This window comes from Peribacillus frigoritolerans, assembly GCF_030676415.1.
In the GTDB taxonomy this organism is placed as follows: Bacteria; Bacillota; Bacilli; order Bacillales; family DSM-1321; genus Peribacillus; species Peribacillus frigoritolerans_A.
On record NZ_JAUUTW010000015.1, the window covers coordinates 1 to 16,505 of the forward strand.

Annotated in this window: 15 protein-coding genes and 1 pseudogene; 15 read left to right on the top strand and 1 reads right to left on the bottom strand. The window is 43.2% G+C overall.

Going from position 1 to position 16,505, the window contains the following annotated elements:
- The 10 genes and pseudogenes from Q8G36_RS14865 to Q8G36_RS14910 all read left to right on the top strand — a co-directional run.
- Positions 1–418, top strand: a pseudogene (locus tag Q8G36_RS14865) (group II intron maturase-specific domain-containing protein); the annotation flags it as partial.
- 341 nt (positions 419–759) lie between these two features.
- On the top strand, positions 760–1,008 hold the full coding sequence (locus Q8G36_RS14870; RefSeq protein ID WP_305161840.1) for a hypothetical protein: 249 nt from the start codon (positions 760–762) through the stop codon (positions 1,006–1,008).
- Between the two features lie 131 nt (positions 1,009–1,139).
- Positions 1,140–2,669, top strand: coding sequence for a nickel ABC transporter substrate-binding protein (nikA, locus tag Q8G36_RS14875; RefSeq protein WP_305161841.1), 1,530 nt, complete (start codon positions 1,140–1,142; stop codon positions 2,667–2,669).
- A complete protein-coding gene (gene nikB / locus Q8G36_RS14880) occupies positions 2,669–3,622 on the top strand; it encodes a nickel ABC transporter permease (protein ID WP_305161842.1) in 954 nt (317 codons plus the stop codon). The genes nikA and nikB overlap by 1 nt, the downstream gene beginning before the upstream one ends.
- Positions 3,613–4,452, top strand: coding sequence for a nickel transporter permease (gene nikC / locus Q8G36_RS14885; RefSeq protein ID WP_370694098.1), 840 nt, complete (start codon positions 3,613–3,615; stop codon positions 4,450–4,452). The genes nikB and nikC overlap by 10 nt, the downstream gene beginning before the upstream one ends.
- Complete coding sequence (locus tag Q8G36_RS14890; protein WP_305161843.1) at positions 4,449–5,246, top strand: ABC transporter ATP-binding protein; 798 nt, start codon at positions 4,449–4,451, stop codon at positions 5,244–5,246. The genes nikC and Q8G36_RS14890 overlap by 4 nt, the downstream gene beginning before the upstream one ends.
- Entirely contained in the window at positions 5,243–6,007 is a 765-nt protein-coding gene (locus tag Q8G36_RS14895; protein WP_305161844.1) for an ABC transporter ATP-binding protein, read from the top strand. Before Q8G36_RS14890 ends, Q8G36_RS14895 begins: the two co-directional genes overlap by 4 nt.
- A gap of 512 nt (positions 6,008–6,519) precedes the next feature.
- The gene (locus tag Q8G36_RS14900; RefSeq protein WP_260358432.1) at positions 6,520–6,924 is read left to right on the top strand and encodes a DoxX family protein; all 405 of its coding nucleotides are present in this window, start codon (positions 6,520–6,522) and stop codon (positions 6,922–6,924) included.
- Between the two features lie 4 nt (positions 6,925–6,928).
- Positions 6,929–7,777, top strand: coding sequence for a VOC family protein (locus tag Q8G36_RS14905; RefSeq protein WP_305161847.1), 849 nt, complete (start codon positions 6,929–6,931; stop codon positions 7,775–7,777).
- A 36-nt stretch (positions 7,778–7,813) separates the two neighbouring features.
- On the top strand, positions 7,814–8,500 hold the full coding sequence (locus tag Q8G36_RS14910; RefSeq protein ID WP_305161848.1) for an FMN-dependent NADH-azoreductase: 687 nt from the start codon (positions 7,814–7,816) through the stop codon (positions 8,498–8,500).
- 75 nt (positions 8,501–8,575) lie between these two features.
- Here Q8G36_RS14910 and Q8G36_RS14915 read toward each other — a convergent pair whose 3' ends face one another.
- Positions 8,576–9,988 carry a sigma-54 interaction domain-containing protein gene (locus Q8G36_RS14915; protein WP_305161850.1) on the bottom strand — a complete coding sequence of 471 codons (1,413 nt, stop codon included), beginning with the start codon at positions 9,986–9,988 and terminating at the stop codon, positions 8,576–8,578.
- 384 nt (positions 9,989–10,372) lie between these two features.
- On the opposite strand from Q8G36_RS14915, the gene pruA reads away from it, so the two are divergent.
- The 5 genes from pruA to Q8G36_RS14940 all read left to right on the top strand — a co-directional run bounded on the left by pruA (position 10,373) and on the right by Q8G36_RS14940 (position 16,338).
- Positions 10,373–11,920: an L-glutamate gamma-semialdehyde dehydrogenase gene (pruA, locus tag Q8G36_RS14920; protein ID WP_305161852.1), complete on the top strand. Its 1,548-nt coding sequence runs from the start codon at positions 10,373–10,375 to the stop codon at positions 11,918–11,920.
- Between the two features lie 18 nt (positions 11,921–11,938).
- A complete protein-coding gene (locus Q8G36_RS14925; RefSeq protein WP_305161853.1) occupies positions 11,939–13,132 on the top strand; it encodes an ornithine--oxo-acid transaminase in 1,194 nt (397 codons plus the stop codon).
- A gap of 22 nt (positions 13,133–13,154) precedes the next feature.
- Positions 13,155–14,420, top strand: coding sequence for a Glu/Leu/Phe/Val family dehydrogenase (locus Q8G36_RS14930; RefSeq protein ID WP_305161854.1), 1,266 nt, complete (start codon positions 13,155–13,157; stop codon positions 14,418–14,420).
- A gap of 37 nt (positions 14,421–14,457) precedes the next feature.
- Entirely contained in the window at positions 14,458–14,712 is a 255-nt protein-coding gene (locus Q8G36_RS14935; RefSeq protein WP_305161855.1) for a hypothetical protein, read from the top strand.
- Between the two features lie 261 nt (positions 14,713–14,973).
- Positions 14,974–16,338: a sigma-54 interaction domain-containing protein gene (locus Q8G36_RS14940; RefSeq protein WP_305161912.1), complete on the top strand. Its 1,365-nt coding sequence runs from the start codon at positions 14,974–14,976 to the stop codon at positions 16,336–16,338.
- Positions 16,339–16,505: the final 167 nt, after the last annotated feature.

Consider the following 16,505-nt stretch of genomic DNA (forward strand, 5'->3'; position numbering starts at 1 on the left):
AGAACCCGAAGGTTCTACTGGCTAAACAAACGGTGAAGAGGGTAAAGAAACGAATCAGGGAAATGACCTCGAGAAAATTACCGATACCCATGAAACTCCGAATAAATAAGTTAAAGCAATACCTTAGAGGTTGGATAGGGTATTTCGCCCTCATTGATACTCCGAACGGATTGAAGAATTTAGATTCATGGATTCGAAGAAGACTCAGGATGTGCCTATGGAAGCAATGGAAATTGCCAAGAACGAGGGTGAAGAAACTCAAAGGATTAGGCGTCCCATTTGGAAAAGCATATGAATGGGGAAATAGCGGCGCATAGCGCATAGTCCTATTCTAGACAAAACCCTTAATAATGTTTATTGGCTCCATCATGGGTTAGTCAATCTATATGAACGATATACAAAACTACGTCAGACTTAAACTGAACCGCCGTATACCGAACGGTATGTACGGTGGTGTGAGAGGTCGGAGGCTAGGCGCCTCCTCCTACTCGATTTAAACAAAAAGCCAATAAAAGAAGGAACTAGCATTCGATAAACTTTAAAACTCAAAAAAAACCCTTGTAAACAGTAATCATTGCGTTTTATAATGAAAGGCAGTCAAGACAAGAGGATTTTTTTAAACTATAAATCGTAATCATTTTGATTTGTTTGGCGAAAGGGGCTTTATATGTTGGAAATATGGGGAATTGCTTGAACAAAGGCGGATAGTGCAATAAATCGAGAGTTTCGTAGCATTTACTTAAGGTTTTGGTGCTATTGATGAGATTTAGAGCTGTTTCTCATGAGTTTGGAGGATTTACTCGTGAATTTGGCGCAAATACTCGTGAGTTTGGCACATTTACTCGTGAGTTTGGGGCATATACTCGTGAGTTCGGCGCAAATACTCGTGAATGGGTGTTTACTCGCGAGTTTGAAGCAAATACTCGTGAGTTCGGCGCAAATACTCGTGAATTTGGCACATTTACTCGTGAATGGGTGTTTTCTATCGAGGAGCATTACATAGTTTGATTTCGGATAAGCATTCGGCAATGCGTTACGTGGTTTGTCATGATAGTAAAGCAAAGCTGCAATCTAAATCGTAATCAATACGATTCTACAGCGGCCAATAAAAATAGTTGAGGTAATGGGGGAAATATATCGTGTTCAGAAAATGCAAATCGATTTTTATTGTATGTTTATCATTCTTTCTTTTGGCTGCTTGTTCCACCGAGTCTGCGAAAGATCAAGTGGGAGGGGAGAAGGAAGTGAACTTGCTTTTTAATTTTGCGACTAGCTCGCTTGATCCGAATGTTGATACTAGTTATGTGTCACTAAGGGCTGGGATCACTGAGACCTTGGTGCATCTCAATGATAAGGATTTGACCATCGAACCTTGGCTGGCGAAAAGCTGGGATAGTAAGGATGGTCAATTATGGAATTTTGAGTTAAGGGAGGGTGTGACTTTTCAGAATGGAAAGCCGATGGATGGCAAAGCGGTGAAGGCTTCCTTGGAGAGGGCGATGAAAGATAGTCTGGCGATCAAGAATGCTTTGCGCATTGAATCGATTGAAGCGGACGGGAATGCGCTGACCATTAAGACGGAGGTTCCCTTTCCGGAATTTCCTTCTGAATTGGTCCATCCAAATACATCGATTATTGACGTGAAGGAAAGTGACTATATAAACAAGCCAATAGGAACAGGGCCATTTGCCGTTTCGAAATTCATACCAGGTACGGCTGTTGATTTAATACGGTATGAGTCTTACTGGGATGGAGCCGCAAAGCTTGATAGAGCCAGGTTTTCGTTTAATGAAGATGCCAATGCACGGTCCCTTGCCCTTGAATCGGGAGACGCCGATATTGTTTTCCGTCCGGAAGTGGAAAGCCTGGAGAATTTAGAGGCGATAGATGGTGTGAAGGTTGAATCGACATCCACTTTCCGCGTACATCAAATGACGATGAATTTGGAACGTAAAGCATTGCAGGACATACACGTCCGAAAGGCGATAGATGCCTTGATCGACCGTTCATCCATTGCGGATACGATTTTACATGGTCATGCGGAAGTGGCAACAGGGCCATTTCCATCCACTTTCTCTTTTGCTCCGGACTATCCAAAAAAAGAGAATGGAATGGAAGCGGCTAAGGGGTTTCTTGATCAGGCGGGATATAAAAAAGTGGATGGTGTCATGCAAAAAGACGGTAAACCGTTAACGTTTACCCTTCTTACATACAGTTCACGTGCCGACCTGCCGTTAATTGCCCAAGTTTTTCAATCGGATGCCGGCCAGTTGGGGATTGATGTGAAAATCAAGCAAATAGAAATCCCTGAGGAGTATATGGCTGCCAATCGTGATTGGGATTTAACGACCTACAGCAATCTAACGGCTCCGCGCGGGGATGCCGGTTACTATTTAAATGCTACTTATCATCCAAAGGGAGCCTTGAACTTCAGTGGGGCCGATGATGATCACCTGACGTCCCTGATTGATAAGCTGAACGTAACGGTCGGACAGGAGAAGCGATCGGATTTAGCTGAGGAGATTGCGATGCATGTAGATGAACAAGTGTATAATTCTTTCATTTTACATCCGAATACACTTGTTGCTTATGATGCCGATAAAGTTGAAAACTGGATTACTTCGAGAAGCGAATATTACATGCTGACGAATGAACTGGATGTGAAGTAATGTTCCGCATCTTAGTCCGGCGATTCATTGAAGTCGTGATTTTTGTCCTTGTGATTACATTTATCTCTTTCCTTTTTGTTCGGCTTGCTCCAGGAGACCCGGTTCTCTCGATACTTCAAGTGGATGATGTATCGATCACAAACGAGCAGGTCAATGAGCTTCGTGAAGAATTGGGGTTCAATGATCCGCTGTTCGTGCAGTATGGCGATTGGTTTATGGACTTTATCCAATTGGATTTCGGGCATTCTTATCTGACGAATCAGCCTGTGATGGAGATGATCATGAGCGGGCTGCCTGCAACACTTGAGCTGGCGGTTGGCGCATTGCTTGTGATGCTTGGTATAGCCATTCCATTAGGTTCGCTTGCTGCCTTGTACAGGGGAAGCTGGATTGATCAGATAAGCCGTGCCGTTTCTTTGTTAGGCGCAGCCATTCCTAGCTTTTGGCTGGGGCTGCTCTTGATAGATTTATTTGCGGTACGATGGGGAGTCCTTCCAACAATGGGCAGGGACGGATTTCGTTCTTTGATTCTGCCGTCAGTCACGTTGGGGCTGGCCATCACAAGTGTGTACGTCCGTTTGCTGCGTTCGAGTTTGATAGAGTCCCTCAGTCATGATTTCATCAGGGCTGCCCGATCAAGGGGGATTTCAGAAATGCGGATATTCTTTGCCCATGCATTTCGTTATAGCTTGCCCCCGGTCATTACCGTATTCGGTGTCAGCCTTGGCAGCCTGATCGGCGGTGTAGTCGTGATCGAAGTGATTTTTGCCTATCCAGGCATAGGTAAGATGGTCGTGGACTCGATTCGGTCACGGGATTATCCAGTCATCCAAGGGTACCTGTTGGTCATGGCCATCATTGTATTCATGGTTAATAGTGCCGTGGATTTATCCTATCGTTATTTAAATCCGGAGCTAAGACTGAAGGAAAGGAAGCATGGAAAATGGAGTTAGTTATCAAAAGAAAATCCAAAAGGCGCTGGAGAATGACCGTCCTTTTTACGGTGATGACAACAGTCCTTGCCGTTGCGGCTTACACCTTTCTTATTCTGAAACATGATCCGGCACTGGTCAATTTAGGAGAAAGGCTATGGCCGGCGAGCATGGAACATCCGTTAGGGACGGATCATCTAGGGCGTGATGTATTGACACGTCTTCTGCTTGGCGCACAGCTGACGGTTGGCTACGGTTTTTTATCTCTGTTTGCCGCTGTTATCATCGGCGTCCCGTTCGGGGTGATTGCCGGTTTTAAAGGAGGTCTGATCGATCGGATCTTCATGCGCATTGCAGACGCGTTTCTCGCATTCCCTGATACGATCGTTGCCATTGTGCTTAGTGGCTTATTAGGACCAGGAATCGAAAATCTCCTGTTGGCGATCGTTCTGGTGAAATGGGTGAATTATGCCCGGCTTGTGCGAAGTACGGTGATCACCGAACGTCAGAAGGATTATGTCACAGCTGCTAAAATCAATGGATTAAGTTCATTTGGGATTATGCGGAAGCATCTATTTCCGCACCTTATCGGGAACGTGCTTGTCCTTTCTAGCCTCGATTTAGGGAAAATCATTTTGCTCATATCTTCCTTATCATATATCGGGCTCGGGGCGCAGCCGCCTGCACCAGAGTGGGGAGCCATGCTGAATGATGCCCGTCCATACTTTCAATCCAATATGCTGCTGATGATTTACCCGGGGCTCGCCATCGTATTTGTCGTCCTCCTATCCAATATACTCGGTGATTATTTGCGCGATGCATTCGATGTGAAAAAGGAGGTGGAATCATGAGCATTTTATCCGTGAGGCAGCTGCATATCATGGGAAAGCAAAGTCATATCGTCAAGGACCTTTCATTGGATGTGCATGAAGGTGAATGGTTCGCACTTGTCGGACAAAGTGGGAGCGGCAAAAGCATGACGGCCATGGCAATCGGTCAGCTGCTTGCACCCAATCTCCAAGCGAAGGGGGAAATATGGTACGGGGAAAAGAATTTATTAACGCTATCTTCCTCTGAAATCAGGAAGATTCGCGGAAAGCGCCTGGCTTATATTTTTCAAGATTACCAGGGTTCATTCACACCGTTCCTTACCATCGGTCAACATTTCGACGAATATCAGCGAACACATTTAAACCTTTCCAAAAAGGCAAGAAGGCAGCAAGCGGTCAAGGCGCTCATATCGGTGGGCCTGAATGAAGATATCTACGGCAGATACCCTTTCCAATTAAGCGGTGGGCAGCTTCAACGCGTATCCATTTCGATAGCCCTGCTGCTTGAACCGGATATATTGATAGCGGATGAACCGACCACAGCCTTGGATAGTGTATCATCCTTTAAGGTCTTACAGCTGTTATCAAGGCTCCAAAGAGAAACCGGATGTGCGGTCTTGTTCATTACCCACGATTTACGTCATGTCAAGAAGTATGCGGATCGCATTGCGGTCATGAAAGACGGGGCCATCATTGAGACCGGTGATAAAAATCAGGTATTGAATCATCCGCAGCATGCTTATACGAATAAACTGATTCAATCATCACCATCATTGAGCAGAATTCCATTTAAGCTGGAAGGGGTGTCAGGATGAGTTTATTAGACGTGCGAAATGTCCATAAAAGCTATGATAACGGGGTGGAAATACTAAGGAACGTGAATTTCAGCATCGAAAGGAAGGAATGCCTCGGGTTAGTGGGAGAGAGCGGCTGCGGAAAAAGCACACTGGCAAGACTCATCCTTCAGATTGAATCTTTTGACCAGGGCAGCATCCTATTTGAAGGAACCGTGCTGCAAAACAAAAGCGAACGCAGTTTAAAACCGTATCGCAAGAACATCCAGGCCGTTTTGCAAAATCCTGCATCGGCTTTGAATCCAAAACTAAGGATCAAAGATTCACTAATGGATCCATATCTTCAATTTGGCAGCCAGGTCAATATGAAACATTTTACGTATACAAGTGAAGCGAACTTTATCGGACAGCTGCTGGAAACCGTGGAGCTTCCAAAGAGTTTTGCTGAACGTTACCCGCATGAGCTAAGCGGCGGACAAAAGCAGCGGGTGACCATTGCACGCGCAATCAGCATTGAACCTGCCCTCATTATATTGGATGAACCGGCTTCAAGCCTGGACGTTCTGTCACAAGCGGCAGTGCTGAAATTGTTAGGCGGGCTGCGGGAGACTTTGGATATTTCTTACCTTTTTATTTCTCATGATCTATCGGCTGTACAGGAGATAAGCCAACGGATCATGGTGATGAAAGGGGGGGGGATTGTCGATTCTTTCGAAAACGAACAGCTTTTTTGCACCGATCGCCATTCATACACAAAAGAACTGATTTCGATGTTTGAATAATGAGGTTGTGTTTATTTGAGTTTTAAATGGCAATGATTTCGATTGAATTGGAGTTTGATACTTAAGGAGGAAGTAAGGTGAACCATCAATCATATTTGGCCTTGGCCGAATGATGGTGTCATTCATGACTACACAGAGTTCGATCTTGTATGGATTGCCAGCCTGGTTCCTAATAAAGAAGAAATACTGGATCGGATATTTCAGACGACCCCTTGCGCAACCGTCGCAATACGGTCGGCGGACGGCATTCATCAATTATTAGATGAGCCAGTTGATGCGACAAAATTCAGTAAAGTGGCATGTGAGGAAGTCGGGAGAACCATTGCGGATTCTTTTATCATCAATTCAACCATTTATTACACATTTAAATAGTGACACCATGGAACGAGTTGCTTTGGCAATTCGTTTTTATTTAGGGAAAAAAAGAAATTCCAATAAACTTACTTGACATTATGAACTTATGAAAATATAATTACTTACATAAAGTAACCAACAAAAAGGAGAATTCATACATGAATAAAAATGATGCAGGTCAAGTTTTTTTAAGGGTGATTTTAGGTCTTACTTTTTTCATTCACGGCGTTTCAAAGTTTCAAGGGGGAATAGGAAATACGGCGGGATTTTTCGATAGCCTTGGGATTCCTGGGTTCATGGCGTACATCGTTGCAGGAATCGAATTGATCGGAGGACTTGCGGTTATACTGGGTTTGGGAACACGAATCGTTTCCGTCCTATTTGCGGTCATTATGGCGGGGGCGATTTTCACGGCTAAATTACCTGCCGGTTTTCTAGGAAACGGGCAAGCGGCGGGCTACGAACTGGACTTGGCACTGCTGGCCATGTCTGTCTATCTAGCGTGTGCAAACCGCACGGTTCTTTCTTTGGATCATGTGATTTTCAATAAAAAAGGGAAGTGACAATATGGATAAGAATTTTCATCAAAAACCAATTACCTTTGTTGGCGAAGTCAGTGTAAATGTTTTGGATTTGAATAAGGCCATTCAGTTTTATCAAGAAATCATCGGTCTTCAAGTATTGAAGAAAGCCGACCGGCAAGCTGTTTTGACGACAGACGGAAAAACTCCGTTGCTGACACTTGAGCAGCCTGCTGATGTGATTCCGAAAGAAGGGCGGACGACGGGCTTATATCACTTTGCCCTTTTGCTGCCAAGCCGTGCCGACTTATCGATTTTTTTACGCCATTTACTTCAAACGAAATATCCATTTGGAGCGGCGGATCATGAAGTGAGTGAAGCGCTGTACATTACCGATCCGGATGGCAATGGCATTGAAGTATACTCTGACCGGCCATCCGCTGATTGGAGATGGGCCGATGGGGAAGTCGCAATGGGCACGGATCCGTTGGATGGGAATGACCTTTTGAAAGAAAGCGATGGTGAGTGGAGCAAACTGCCTGCAGGTACCTTAATGGGGCATATACATCTGCATGTAGCGGATTTACGTAAAACGGAGGAGTTTTACATGCAAGGTCTTGGGTTTAGTGTTGTGAATCGATATGGAGGAGCGCTCTTTACTTCAACCGGTGGATATCATCATCACATCGGGTTGAACACTTGGAATGGCCTTGGCGCCCCTGCTCCAAAGGAAAATAGTGTGGGGCTAAACTGGTATACTCTCGTTTTTGCAGATGAAGAAGCGAGAAACAAAGTAACGGAACAACTAAAAGGAATCGGGGCTGTCGTCACGGAAAAAGAAGGGTTTTTCGCTGTAACAGATCCATCAGGCAATGAGATTCATTTAGTCGTCTGAAATATAGAATTAATGTAGAAAGTAATGGTGGGGATAATGGGATTCTTAAGTAGATTATTTGGAAATAAAGAAACCGCGGCAGAGGAGAATGGAAAAATGACAAAAGTATTATTCGTTAAAGTGAACGATCGTCCTGCAGAACAGGCAATCAGCTCGAAAATGTATGACACCTTCTTGAAAACATATAAAGAGACACACCATGCAGATGAAGTGACCGAGCTGGATTTATTTAAAGAAGAACTTCCTTACTATGGAAATACGGCGATTACCGGGTTGTATAAACGCAACCAAGGTCTTGAACTGACAGCCGAAGAGGAAAATGCGGCCAAACTGGTTGACCAATATTTAAATCAATTCCTGGCGATGGATAAAGTGGTATTCGCTTTCCCTCTATGGAACTCAACGGTTCCTGCACCGCTTATCACATATCTTTCCTATTTGGCACAAGCAGGTAAAATGTTCAACTATACGGCGGAAGGTCCTGTCGGGTATGCTGGTGATAAAAAAGTCATGCTATTGAACGCCCGCGGTTCTGATTATGCATTAGAAGGAATGGCTTCTGCTGAAATGGCCGTGAATTTAGTGAAAAATATCATTGGCCTTTGGGGGATCAACAATCCGGAGGTCGTGGTCATTGAAGGCCATAATCAGTATCCGGATCGGACACAAAAAATCATCGCAGATGGTTTGGAAAACGTTGCAAAAGCGGCTGAAACATTCTGATTGCGAAGTGAAATGAATAGCAGGCAAAGAAGGCCCTCCATATCAATGGGGGGGCTTCTTTGTGCAGGAATGATGTTATTTGACCTGATACTTTTTCAAGCGGTATTGAAGACTTTGGCGGCTAATATTCAGGGCCTTGGCTGCTTGGGAGATATTCATGCCATGTTCTTTTAATATCTTTTCCAAATATTGCTTTTCCGTAGTGGCGATATAATCATCAAGAGATAAGGTCGACTCCTCTAAATCCCCATTTGCATGATTCTCTTTTCTTTCGGGATGGATGTCTTCCAAATGGGCTTTTTTCCTAAAAAGGGTCGGCAGGTGGGTGATGGCAATCTTTGTATCGCCAGGTTCCATTAAATTCATGGCCCCCTCAATGATATGTTCAAGTTCCCTTACGTTCCCGGGCCAGTCGTAATCATAAAAAAGCGAGTAGACCTCTTCGCTGATCCCTTCTATATTCAATTCGAACAGCGCATTGAATTTCTCGATGAAAGATTGCGCCAGCAAAGGAATATCCTCTTTCCGTTCACGAAGAGGCGGGATGAATAACGAAACGACACTTAATCGGTAGTATAAATCCTTTCGTAAATGATCATTTGAAATCGCATCTATCGGATCTTCATTTATCGTTGCAATGACCCGAACGTCAATTTTTTTATCTTTTGTATCCCCAACACGGCGAATCGTCCTTTCTTGAAGGGCCCGTAATAATTTTGCTTGCAGGTTCGGATTTAATGAGTTGATTTCATCTAGCAGGATGGTACCGCCCTGTGCCTGTTCGAATAATCCAGGCCTTTCAATCGATCCGGTGAAGGCGCCTTTCTTTGTGCCGAAGAGTATTCCTTCAATTAGACTATCTGGCAGGGCAGCACAGTTTTGGCTGATGAAAGGATGTGTCGAACGGCTGCTGCCATTATGGATGCTTTGGGCGAAGAGCTCTTTACCGGTTCCGGTTTCCCCGACGATAAGGATGGAGGATGTCGTTCTGGTCGAGCGCTTACTCTTTTCTATGACTTCCAAGAAATTTTCACTGGTTCCGATGATGCTGTCAAACGTATATTTGGTATCGCCCTTATTTAAGATATTATCTTTAATGATTCTCTCCAGATTTGTTATATCCTTTGCCACTTCAATGGCTCCGATGATATTTTGCTTCTGATCCAAAATCGGAAACGTATTATTGATTGTTGTAATTTCCTGCCCAAGATTATTGAAGTAGGTCTGCTTTGAGTTCTCGGTTGTCTTACCCGAATGAAGTGCCCTTATTAATGTACTCTCCGTTTCTTCCTTGAATTTAAAGATTTCGTGAATCTTCTTCCCTAATACCTCGTCTGAATCCATTCCTTCTATTTCTGCCATTTTCTTGTTATATACAATGGTCCGCCCTTTTATATCGATTATATGTATCCCAATATCGATAACATCCACTAGCGAATAGAGGATGGTTTGGAAACCATCTATTTTAATGATTTGATCTAAATTCATGAATGCCTCCCGTTTATATTCTTTTCTTAGAGTTATTGTAGAGGAATTAAAGAAAGGGCGCAAATAAAATTTGCACAGCAAGATTATTTTGCATCGAAGTGCAAAAATATTTTGCGGAAAAAGTGAAAAAACGCTGTTTATTATGTTTTTTTAGTTGGCATGAATCTTGCATTAATAAAAAGTGTAAGGTTTAAGCGACAAAAATAGGGATTAGAGCAAAAAATAATGGCATACTATGTCAATTTTGCCCCGAAAGTGCTGAATTTCATTGCATATTTAAAGAAAATACATTATTTTTCTAAAAAAATGAAAAGTTGGCACGGAACTTGCTTGTTAAGTAAGGGAGAAGAAAAAAACATTAATTTTTTAGGGAGATGAGACATAATGGTCCAACCATATAAACACGAACCATTTACTAATTTTAAAATCGAAGAAAACAAAAAAGCTTTTCAAGCGGCATTGAATGATGTAGCTAATGATTTAGGGAAGAAATATCCGCTGATCATTAATGGTGAAAAAGTGTTTACTGATGAAGTCATTACCTCTGTAAACCCAGCAAATAAAGAAGAAGTTATTGGAACCGTATCCAAAGCGAATAAGGATCTTGCTGAGCAAGCGATGCAAGCGGCAGATAAGACATTCCAAACTTGGAGAAAAACGAAAGCGGAAGTGCGTGCAAATATTTTATTCAGGGCTGCAGCCATCGTTCGCAGAAGAAAACACTATTTCTCGGCACTATTGGTTAAAGAAGCAGGAAAGCCTTGGAATGAGGCTGATGCAGATACAGCGGAAGCAATCGACTTCATGGAATACTACGCACGTCAAATGCTGAAGCTTAAAGACGGCATGCCAGTGGAAAGCCGTCCGATTGAACACAATGCTTTCAATTATATTCCGCTTGGTGTCGGTGTCATCATCTCACCTTGGAACTTCCCGTTTGCGATCATGGCAGGCATGACGACGGCGGCTCTTGTTTCAGGTAATACAGTCTTATTGAAACCGGCCAGTACAACACCGGTCATTGCAGCTAAATTCATCGAAGTGTTGGAAGAAGCGGGCATGCCTGCAGGAGTTGTGAACTTCATTCCAGGAAGCGGTGCCGAAGTTGGCGATTATTTGGTAGATCACCCTCGTACACGTTTCATCAGCTTTACCGGATCTCGTGATGTTGGAATCCGTATTTATGAGCGTGCGTCAAAAGTTCATGAAGGCCAAATCTGGTTAAAACGTGTCATCGCTGAAATGGGCGGTAAAGATACGATCGTTGTTGATAAAGAGGCTGATCTGGAATTGGCGGCACAATCAATCGTCGCTTCCGCATTCGGATTCTCCGGTCAAAAATGTTCTGCTTGCTCACGTACAGTCGTGGTGGAAGATGTATATGACCAAGTCTTGAATCGTGTCATTGAATTAACGAAAGAAAAAACTGTCGGGGAACCAACAGATGTAAACAACTTCATGGGTCCGGTTATCGATCAAGCAGCTTACGATAAAGTCATGAGCTACGTTGAAATCGGTAAAAATGAAGGGAAACTTGTTGCAGGGGGAGAAGGAGACAATTCAAAAGGTTTCTTCATCCAGCCAACTATCATTGCCGATGTGGATGAAAACGCACGTGTCATGAAAGAAGAGATTTTCGGACCAGTGGTTGCATTCTGTAAGGCAAAAGATTTCAATCATGCAATCGAGATTGCCAATAACACGGATTATGGATTAACGGGTGCGGTCATCTCGAACAATATTGAACATATCGAGCAAGCGCGTGAGGATTTCCACGTAGGTAACTTGTACTTCAATCGCGGCTGTACAGGTGCCATTGTAGGATACCAGCCATTTGGCGGATTCAATATGTCAGGTACAGATTCAAAAGCGGGCGGTCCTGATTATTTAGTTCTTCATCTTCAAGGAAAAACAACATCTGAAACGCTATAAATTTTAGGGGGAATCAACATGACAACATTAACGGAAAAATTAATCGAGCAAACAGAACAATATGGTGCAAACAATTATAATCCACTTCCAATCGTCATTTCGAAGGCAGAAGGGGTTTGGGTGGAAGATCCTGAAGGAAACAAATATATGGATATGCTTAGTGCCTATTCAGCAGTGAACCAAGGCCACAGGCATCCGAAAATCATCGACGAATTAAAAAAACAAGCTGATCGCGTAACATTAACGTCCCGTGCATTCCATAGTGATAAATTAGGCCCATGGTATGAAATGGTTTCACGCATTACGCAAAAAGACATGGCGCTGCCTATGAATACGGGTGCTGAAGCCGTTGAAACAGCAATCAAAGCTGTTAGGCGCTGGGGTTATGATGTTAAAGGAATCGCAGAAAACCAAGCTGAAATCATTGCTTGTATTGGGAATTTCCATGGTCGTACGATGGCAGCCGTGTCCTTGTCTTCCGATGATGAATATAGAAGGGGCTTTGGACCGATGCTGCCAGGGATCAAGCTTATCCCTTACGGCGATCTTGATGCATTGAAAGAAGCGATTACACCGCAAACCGCTGGATTTTTAATCGAACCGATTCAAGGTGAAGCGGGAATCATCATACCGCCACAAGGATTCTTAAAAGAAGCTTACGACTTATGTAAAGAAAATAATGTCCTATTCGTTTCTGATGAAATTCAGTCAGGACTTGGACGTTCAGGAAAAATGTTCGCCTCTGACTGGGATGGAGTAGTTCCGGATATGTACATTTTAGGTAAGGCGCTGGGCGGCGGGGTTTTCCCAATCTCTTGTGTAGCTGCAAACCGTGAAATCCTTGGCGTATTCAATCCTGGTTCCCATGGTTCTACATTCGGCGGCAATCCATTGGCATGTGCGGTTTCCATCGCTTCATTGGAAGTCCTTGAAGAAGAGAAGCTTGCGGAACGTTCATTGGAGCTTGGACAATACTTTATGGATAGTTTAAAAGAAATCAAGAATCCAATGATTAAAGATATCCGTGGCAGGGGCTTATTCATCGGAGTTGAATTAACAGAAGCAGCAAGACCTTATTGTGAGCAGCTTAAAGAAGAAAAACTGCTATGTAAAGAAACACATGATACAGTCATCCGTTTTGCTCCGCCATTAGTGATTACAAAAGAAGACTTGGATTGGGCAATCGAACGCATTAAAAGAGTTTTATCCTAATATACCTATGAGGTGAATTCCATTGAGTACAACGATCAAAGAAGAAAAAGAAACTGCCAGCTTGCTTGATTCAACACAGGTCGTAATCAAGGAGGCGCTGGATAAGCTTGGCTACTCTGAAGAAGTGTTCGAGCTTTTGAAGGAACCTCTTCGGATGCTGACCGTCCGGATTCCAATTAAGATGGATGACAATACGACGAAGATTTTCACTGGATACCGTGCCCAGCACAACGATGCTGTCGGTCCGACGAAAGGCGGAATCCGTTTTCATCCCGAAGTCGATGAGGAAGAAGTCAAAGCACTTTCAATGTGGATGAGTTTGAAATGCGGAATCGTGAATCTGCCATATGGCGGAGGAAAAGGCGGCATCATCTGTGATCCGCGCCAAATGTCCATTGGTGAATTGGAAAGGCTTAGCCGTGGATACGTTCGGGCAATCAGCCAAATAGTGGGACCGACTAAAGATATTCCGGCCCCGGATGTTTATACGAATTCACAAATCATGGCATGGATGATGGACGAGTACAGTAGAATAAGAGAACACGATTCTCCTGGGTTCATTACAGGTAAGCCACTGGTACTGGGCGGTTCACACGGTAGGGAAAAGGCGACTGCACAAGGTGTCACCATCTGTATCGAGGAAGCGGCAAAGCGTAAGGGCATAGAATTGAAAGGTGCACGCATCATTGTCCAAGGGTTTGGGAACGCAGGAAGCTTTTTGGCCAAATTCATGCATGATGCAGGTGCGAAAGTGATTGGTATATCGGACGCATATGGTGCCATATATAACCAGGATGGTCTGGATATCGATTACTTACTTGATAAAAGGGATAGCTTTGGAACGGTAACGACACTATTCGATCATACAATCACCAATCAGGAACTTCTGGAACAAGATTGTGATATTTTAGTGCCTGCTGCCATTTCCAATCAAATCACCAAAGAAAATGCACATCTTATCAAAGCCCAAATTGTCGTCGAGGCCGCGAATGGACCTACCACATTGGAGGCAACCAAGATCTTGACGGAACGCAATGTGCTTCTCGTACCCGATGTATTGGCAAGTTCAGGCGGTGTGACTGTTTCTTACTTTGAGTGGGTTCAAAATAATCAAGGTTATTATTGGGAAGATGAAGAGGTCCAAACCAAATTAAAAGCGTTATTGGTCAACTCATTTAATCAAATATATGAAATGTCCGAGACAAGAAAAGTGGATATGAGGCTGGCAGCTTATATGGTGGGTGTCAGAAAAATGGCAGAAGCCTCGATATTCCGCGGCTGGGTATAAGCTTTAGTCTATTAATGGGGAGTGGAGGAGTGATTCCGTGTTAAAACCGATTCATACCATCGAGTGTGCTCAGGATGGGACCGTCGAACAAGTTTACGTTCAAAAGAATTCCTATGTTTATGAATGGGAGAGGCTCTTTTTAGTGAAGACGGGAGATGGGAAATTGATTGATGTTTCAATAGGTGCCAGTGGACACATTACTGAAATTAATGTTTCGGCAGGGGATCCTATAAATAGAAAGCTTCCATTAGCTTTGCTCCAAGACGATTTTGTTATAACTGGCTCTGATTGATTATAGGAAAGAGGGTGTTCCAAAGGCGGAGGTGATTCGGCTTTGGGATGCTCTTTTTTTTGTTGGCTCATTTAATTGGTGATGACAAAGCCTGGAAAAAGTTTGAAAAGTAAAAACTCCCTGTTTCATGGTAAAATATCAGAATGATTGGACAATGAGGAAAGCAGTTCCAAACCAGGAAGCTACAAATTGAATGACCCGATTGGCGGGGATTGTCAAGTTTTGAATATGTAAAGTTGAGAGGAGGCTGGAGGGGTGAATATGAATGGGGATCTATTCAGGCGATTATCCGATTTTGATAATGTTTTGGTCGTTGATGATAAAGGGATGATCATTTTTTATGATATGGCAGATTTAAATGTCCTTAAAGAGCTTGGGATAAGGCCGGAAGAATTCATGGGGAAGAGTGTCACTTCCTTTTATAAAAACATCACGAACGAAAATAGTACGCTGATGAATGTGTTAAGGACGGGAAAACCGTTATGTAATATAAAACAAGAGATGATCACCAAAACGGGAGAGGTCATCGAAACGATCAATTCCACATTTCCGATAGCCGAAAACGGTAAAATCATTGGGGCCGTAGAATTCTCTAAGCGTTTCTTTTCCAAGGATGCCATCCAACATTTGGACAAATATTCGAGCCATAAAATCTTCAGGAGAAATAATACCGTTTATACGGTCGATGATATTATTACGGTTAATCCTAAAATGGAAAGCATCAAAGATAAACTTGGAAGAATTGCTCTAACGACCTCAAATGTTTTGATCGTTGGGGAAACGGGCACAGGGAAAGAACTTATCGCCCAGGCGATCCATAATTTAAGCGATCGATTTGGAAAGCCCTTCATTTCACTTAACTGCAGTGCGGTTCCCGCTAGTTTATGGGAAAGTACTTTGTTTGGTACGAATAAAGGGAGCTTCACCGGTTCGGAAGACATGCCGGGTCTATTCGAACAGGCGGAAGGCGGAACTTTATTTCTGGATGAAATCAATTCCCTGGATATTAACCTTCAGGTGAAGCTTCTGAAGGCGATTGAAGAGAAAACGATCAGGAGACTGGGCGGGAAGAAAAATATCCGCTTGGACATTAGGGTGATTTCAGCAACGAATGAGGTACCGGATATTTTACTGGCGGAGAAACGGTTGCGGGAAGATTTATTCTATAGAATTGGTGTCGTGCAGATTGACTTGCCAAGCTTGATGGAAAGAAAAGAGGATATAGAAGTCCTTGTCAATCATTATCTGAATTTTTACAACAATACGATGAATATATATATAGACGGTGTTCAGGATGAAGTGCTCCAATGCTTCAAAAGATATCCATGGCCAGGGAATATCAGGGAGTTGAAAAATGCGGTCGAGACGGCTTACAATCATGTCCATTCCAGTAGAATCACCCTTGATGATATTCCTGGAAGAATCAGAGATTATACGGAAGCTCCATTGGCTGATGGGAATAGTCTGAATGTGGACTCTTTAAAAGATGCGGTTCAGCAATATGAAAAAGAAATCATTGTGCGTCAATTGAAAAATACGAATGGGAAAATTGCGGAATCTGCCAGACAGCTGGGTATCTCCAAACAATTATTGAAATATAAAATGGAAAAACATAAATTGCGGTAAAAATTTTTTTACGCTAGAGGGAAAAATTTCACCACTTCTTAATGGATTTGGATAATCAAAGGGTCACATTCTATACGCTAAATAGAATCGTGGCCCTTTTTTTGTCTTGTGTGCAGCGTCATATGCCAGTAATGTTAAAAATAATTAAAATATTGTTAAGATTGGCA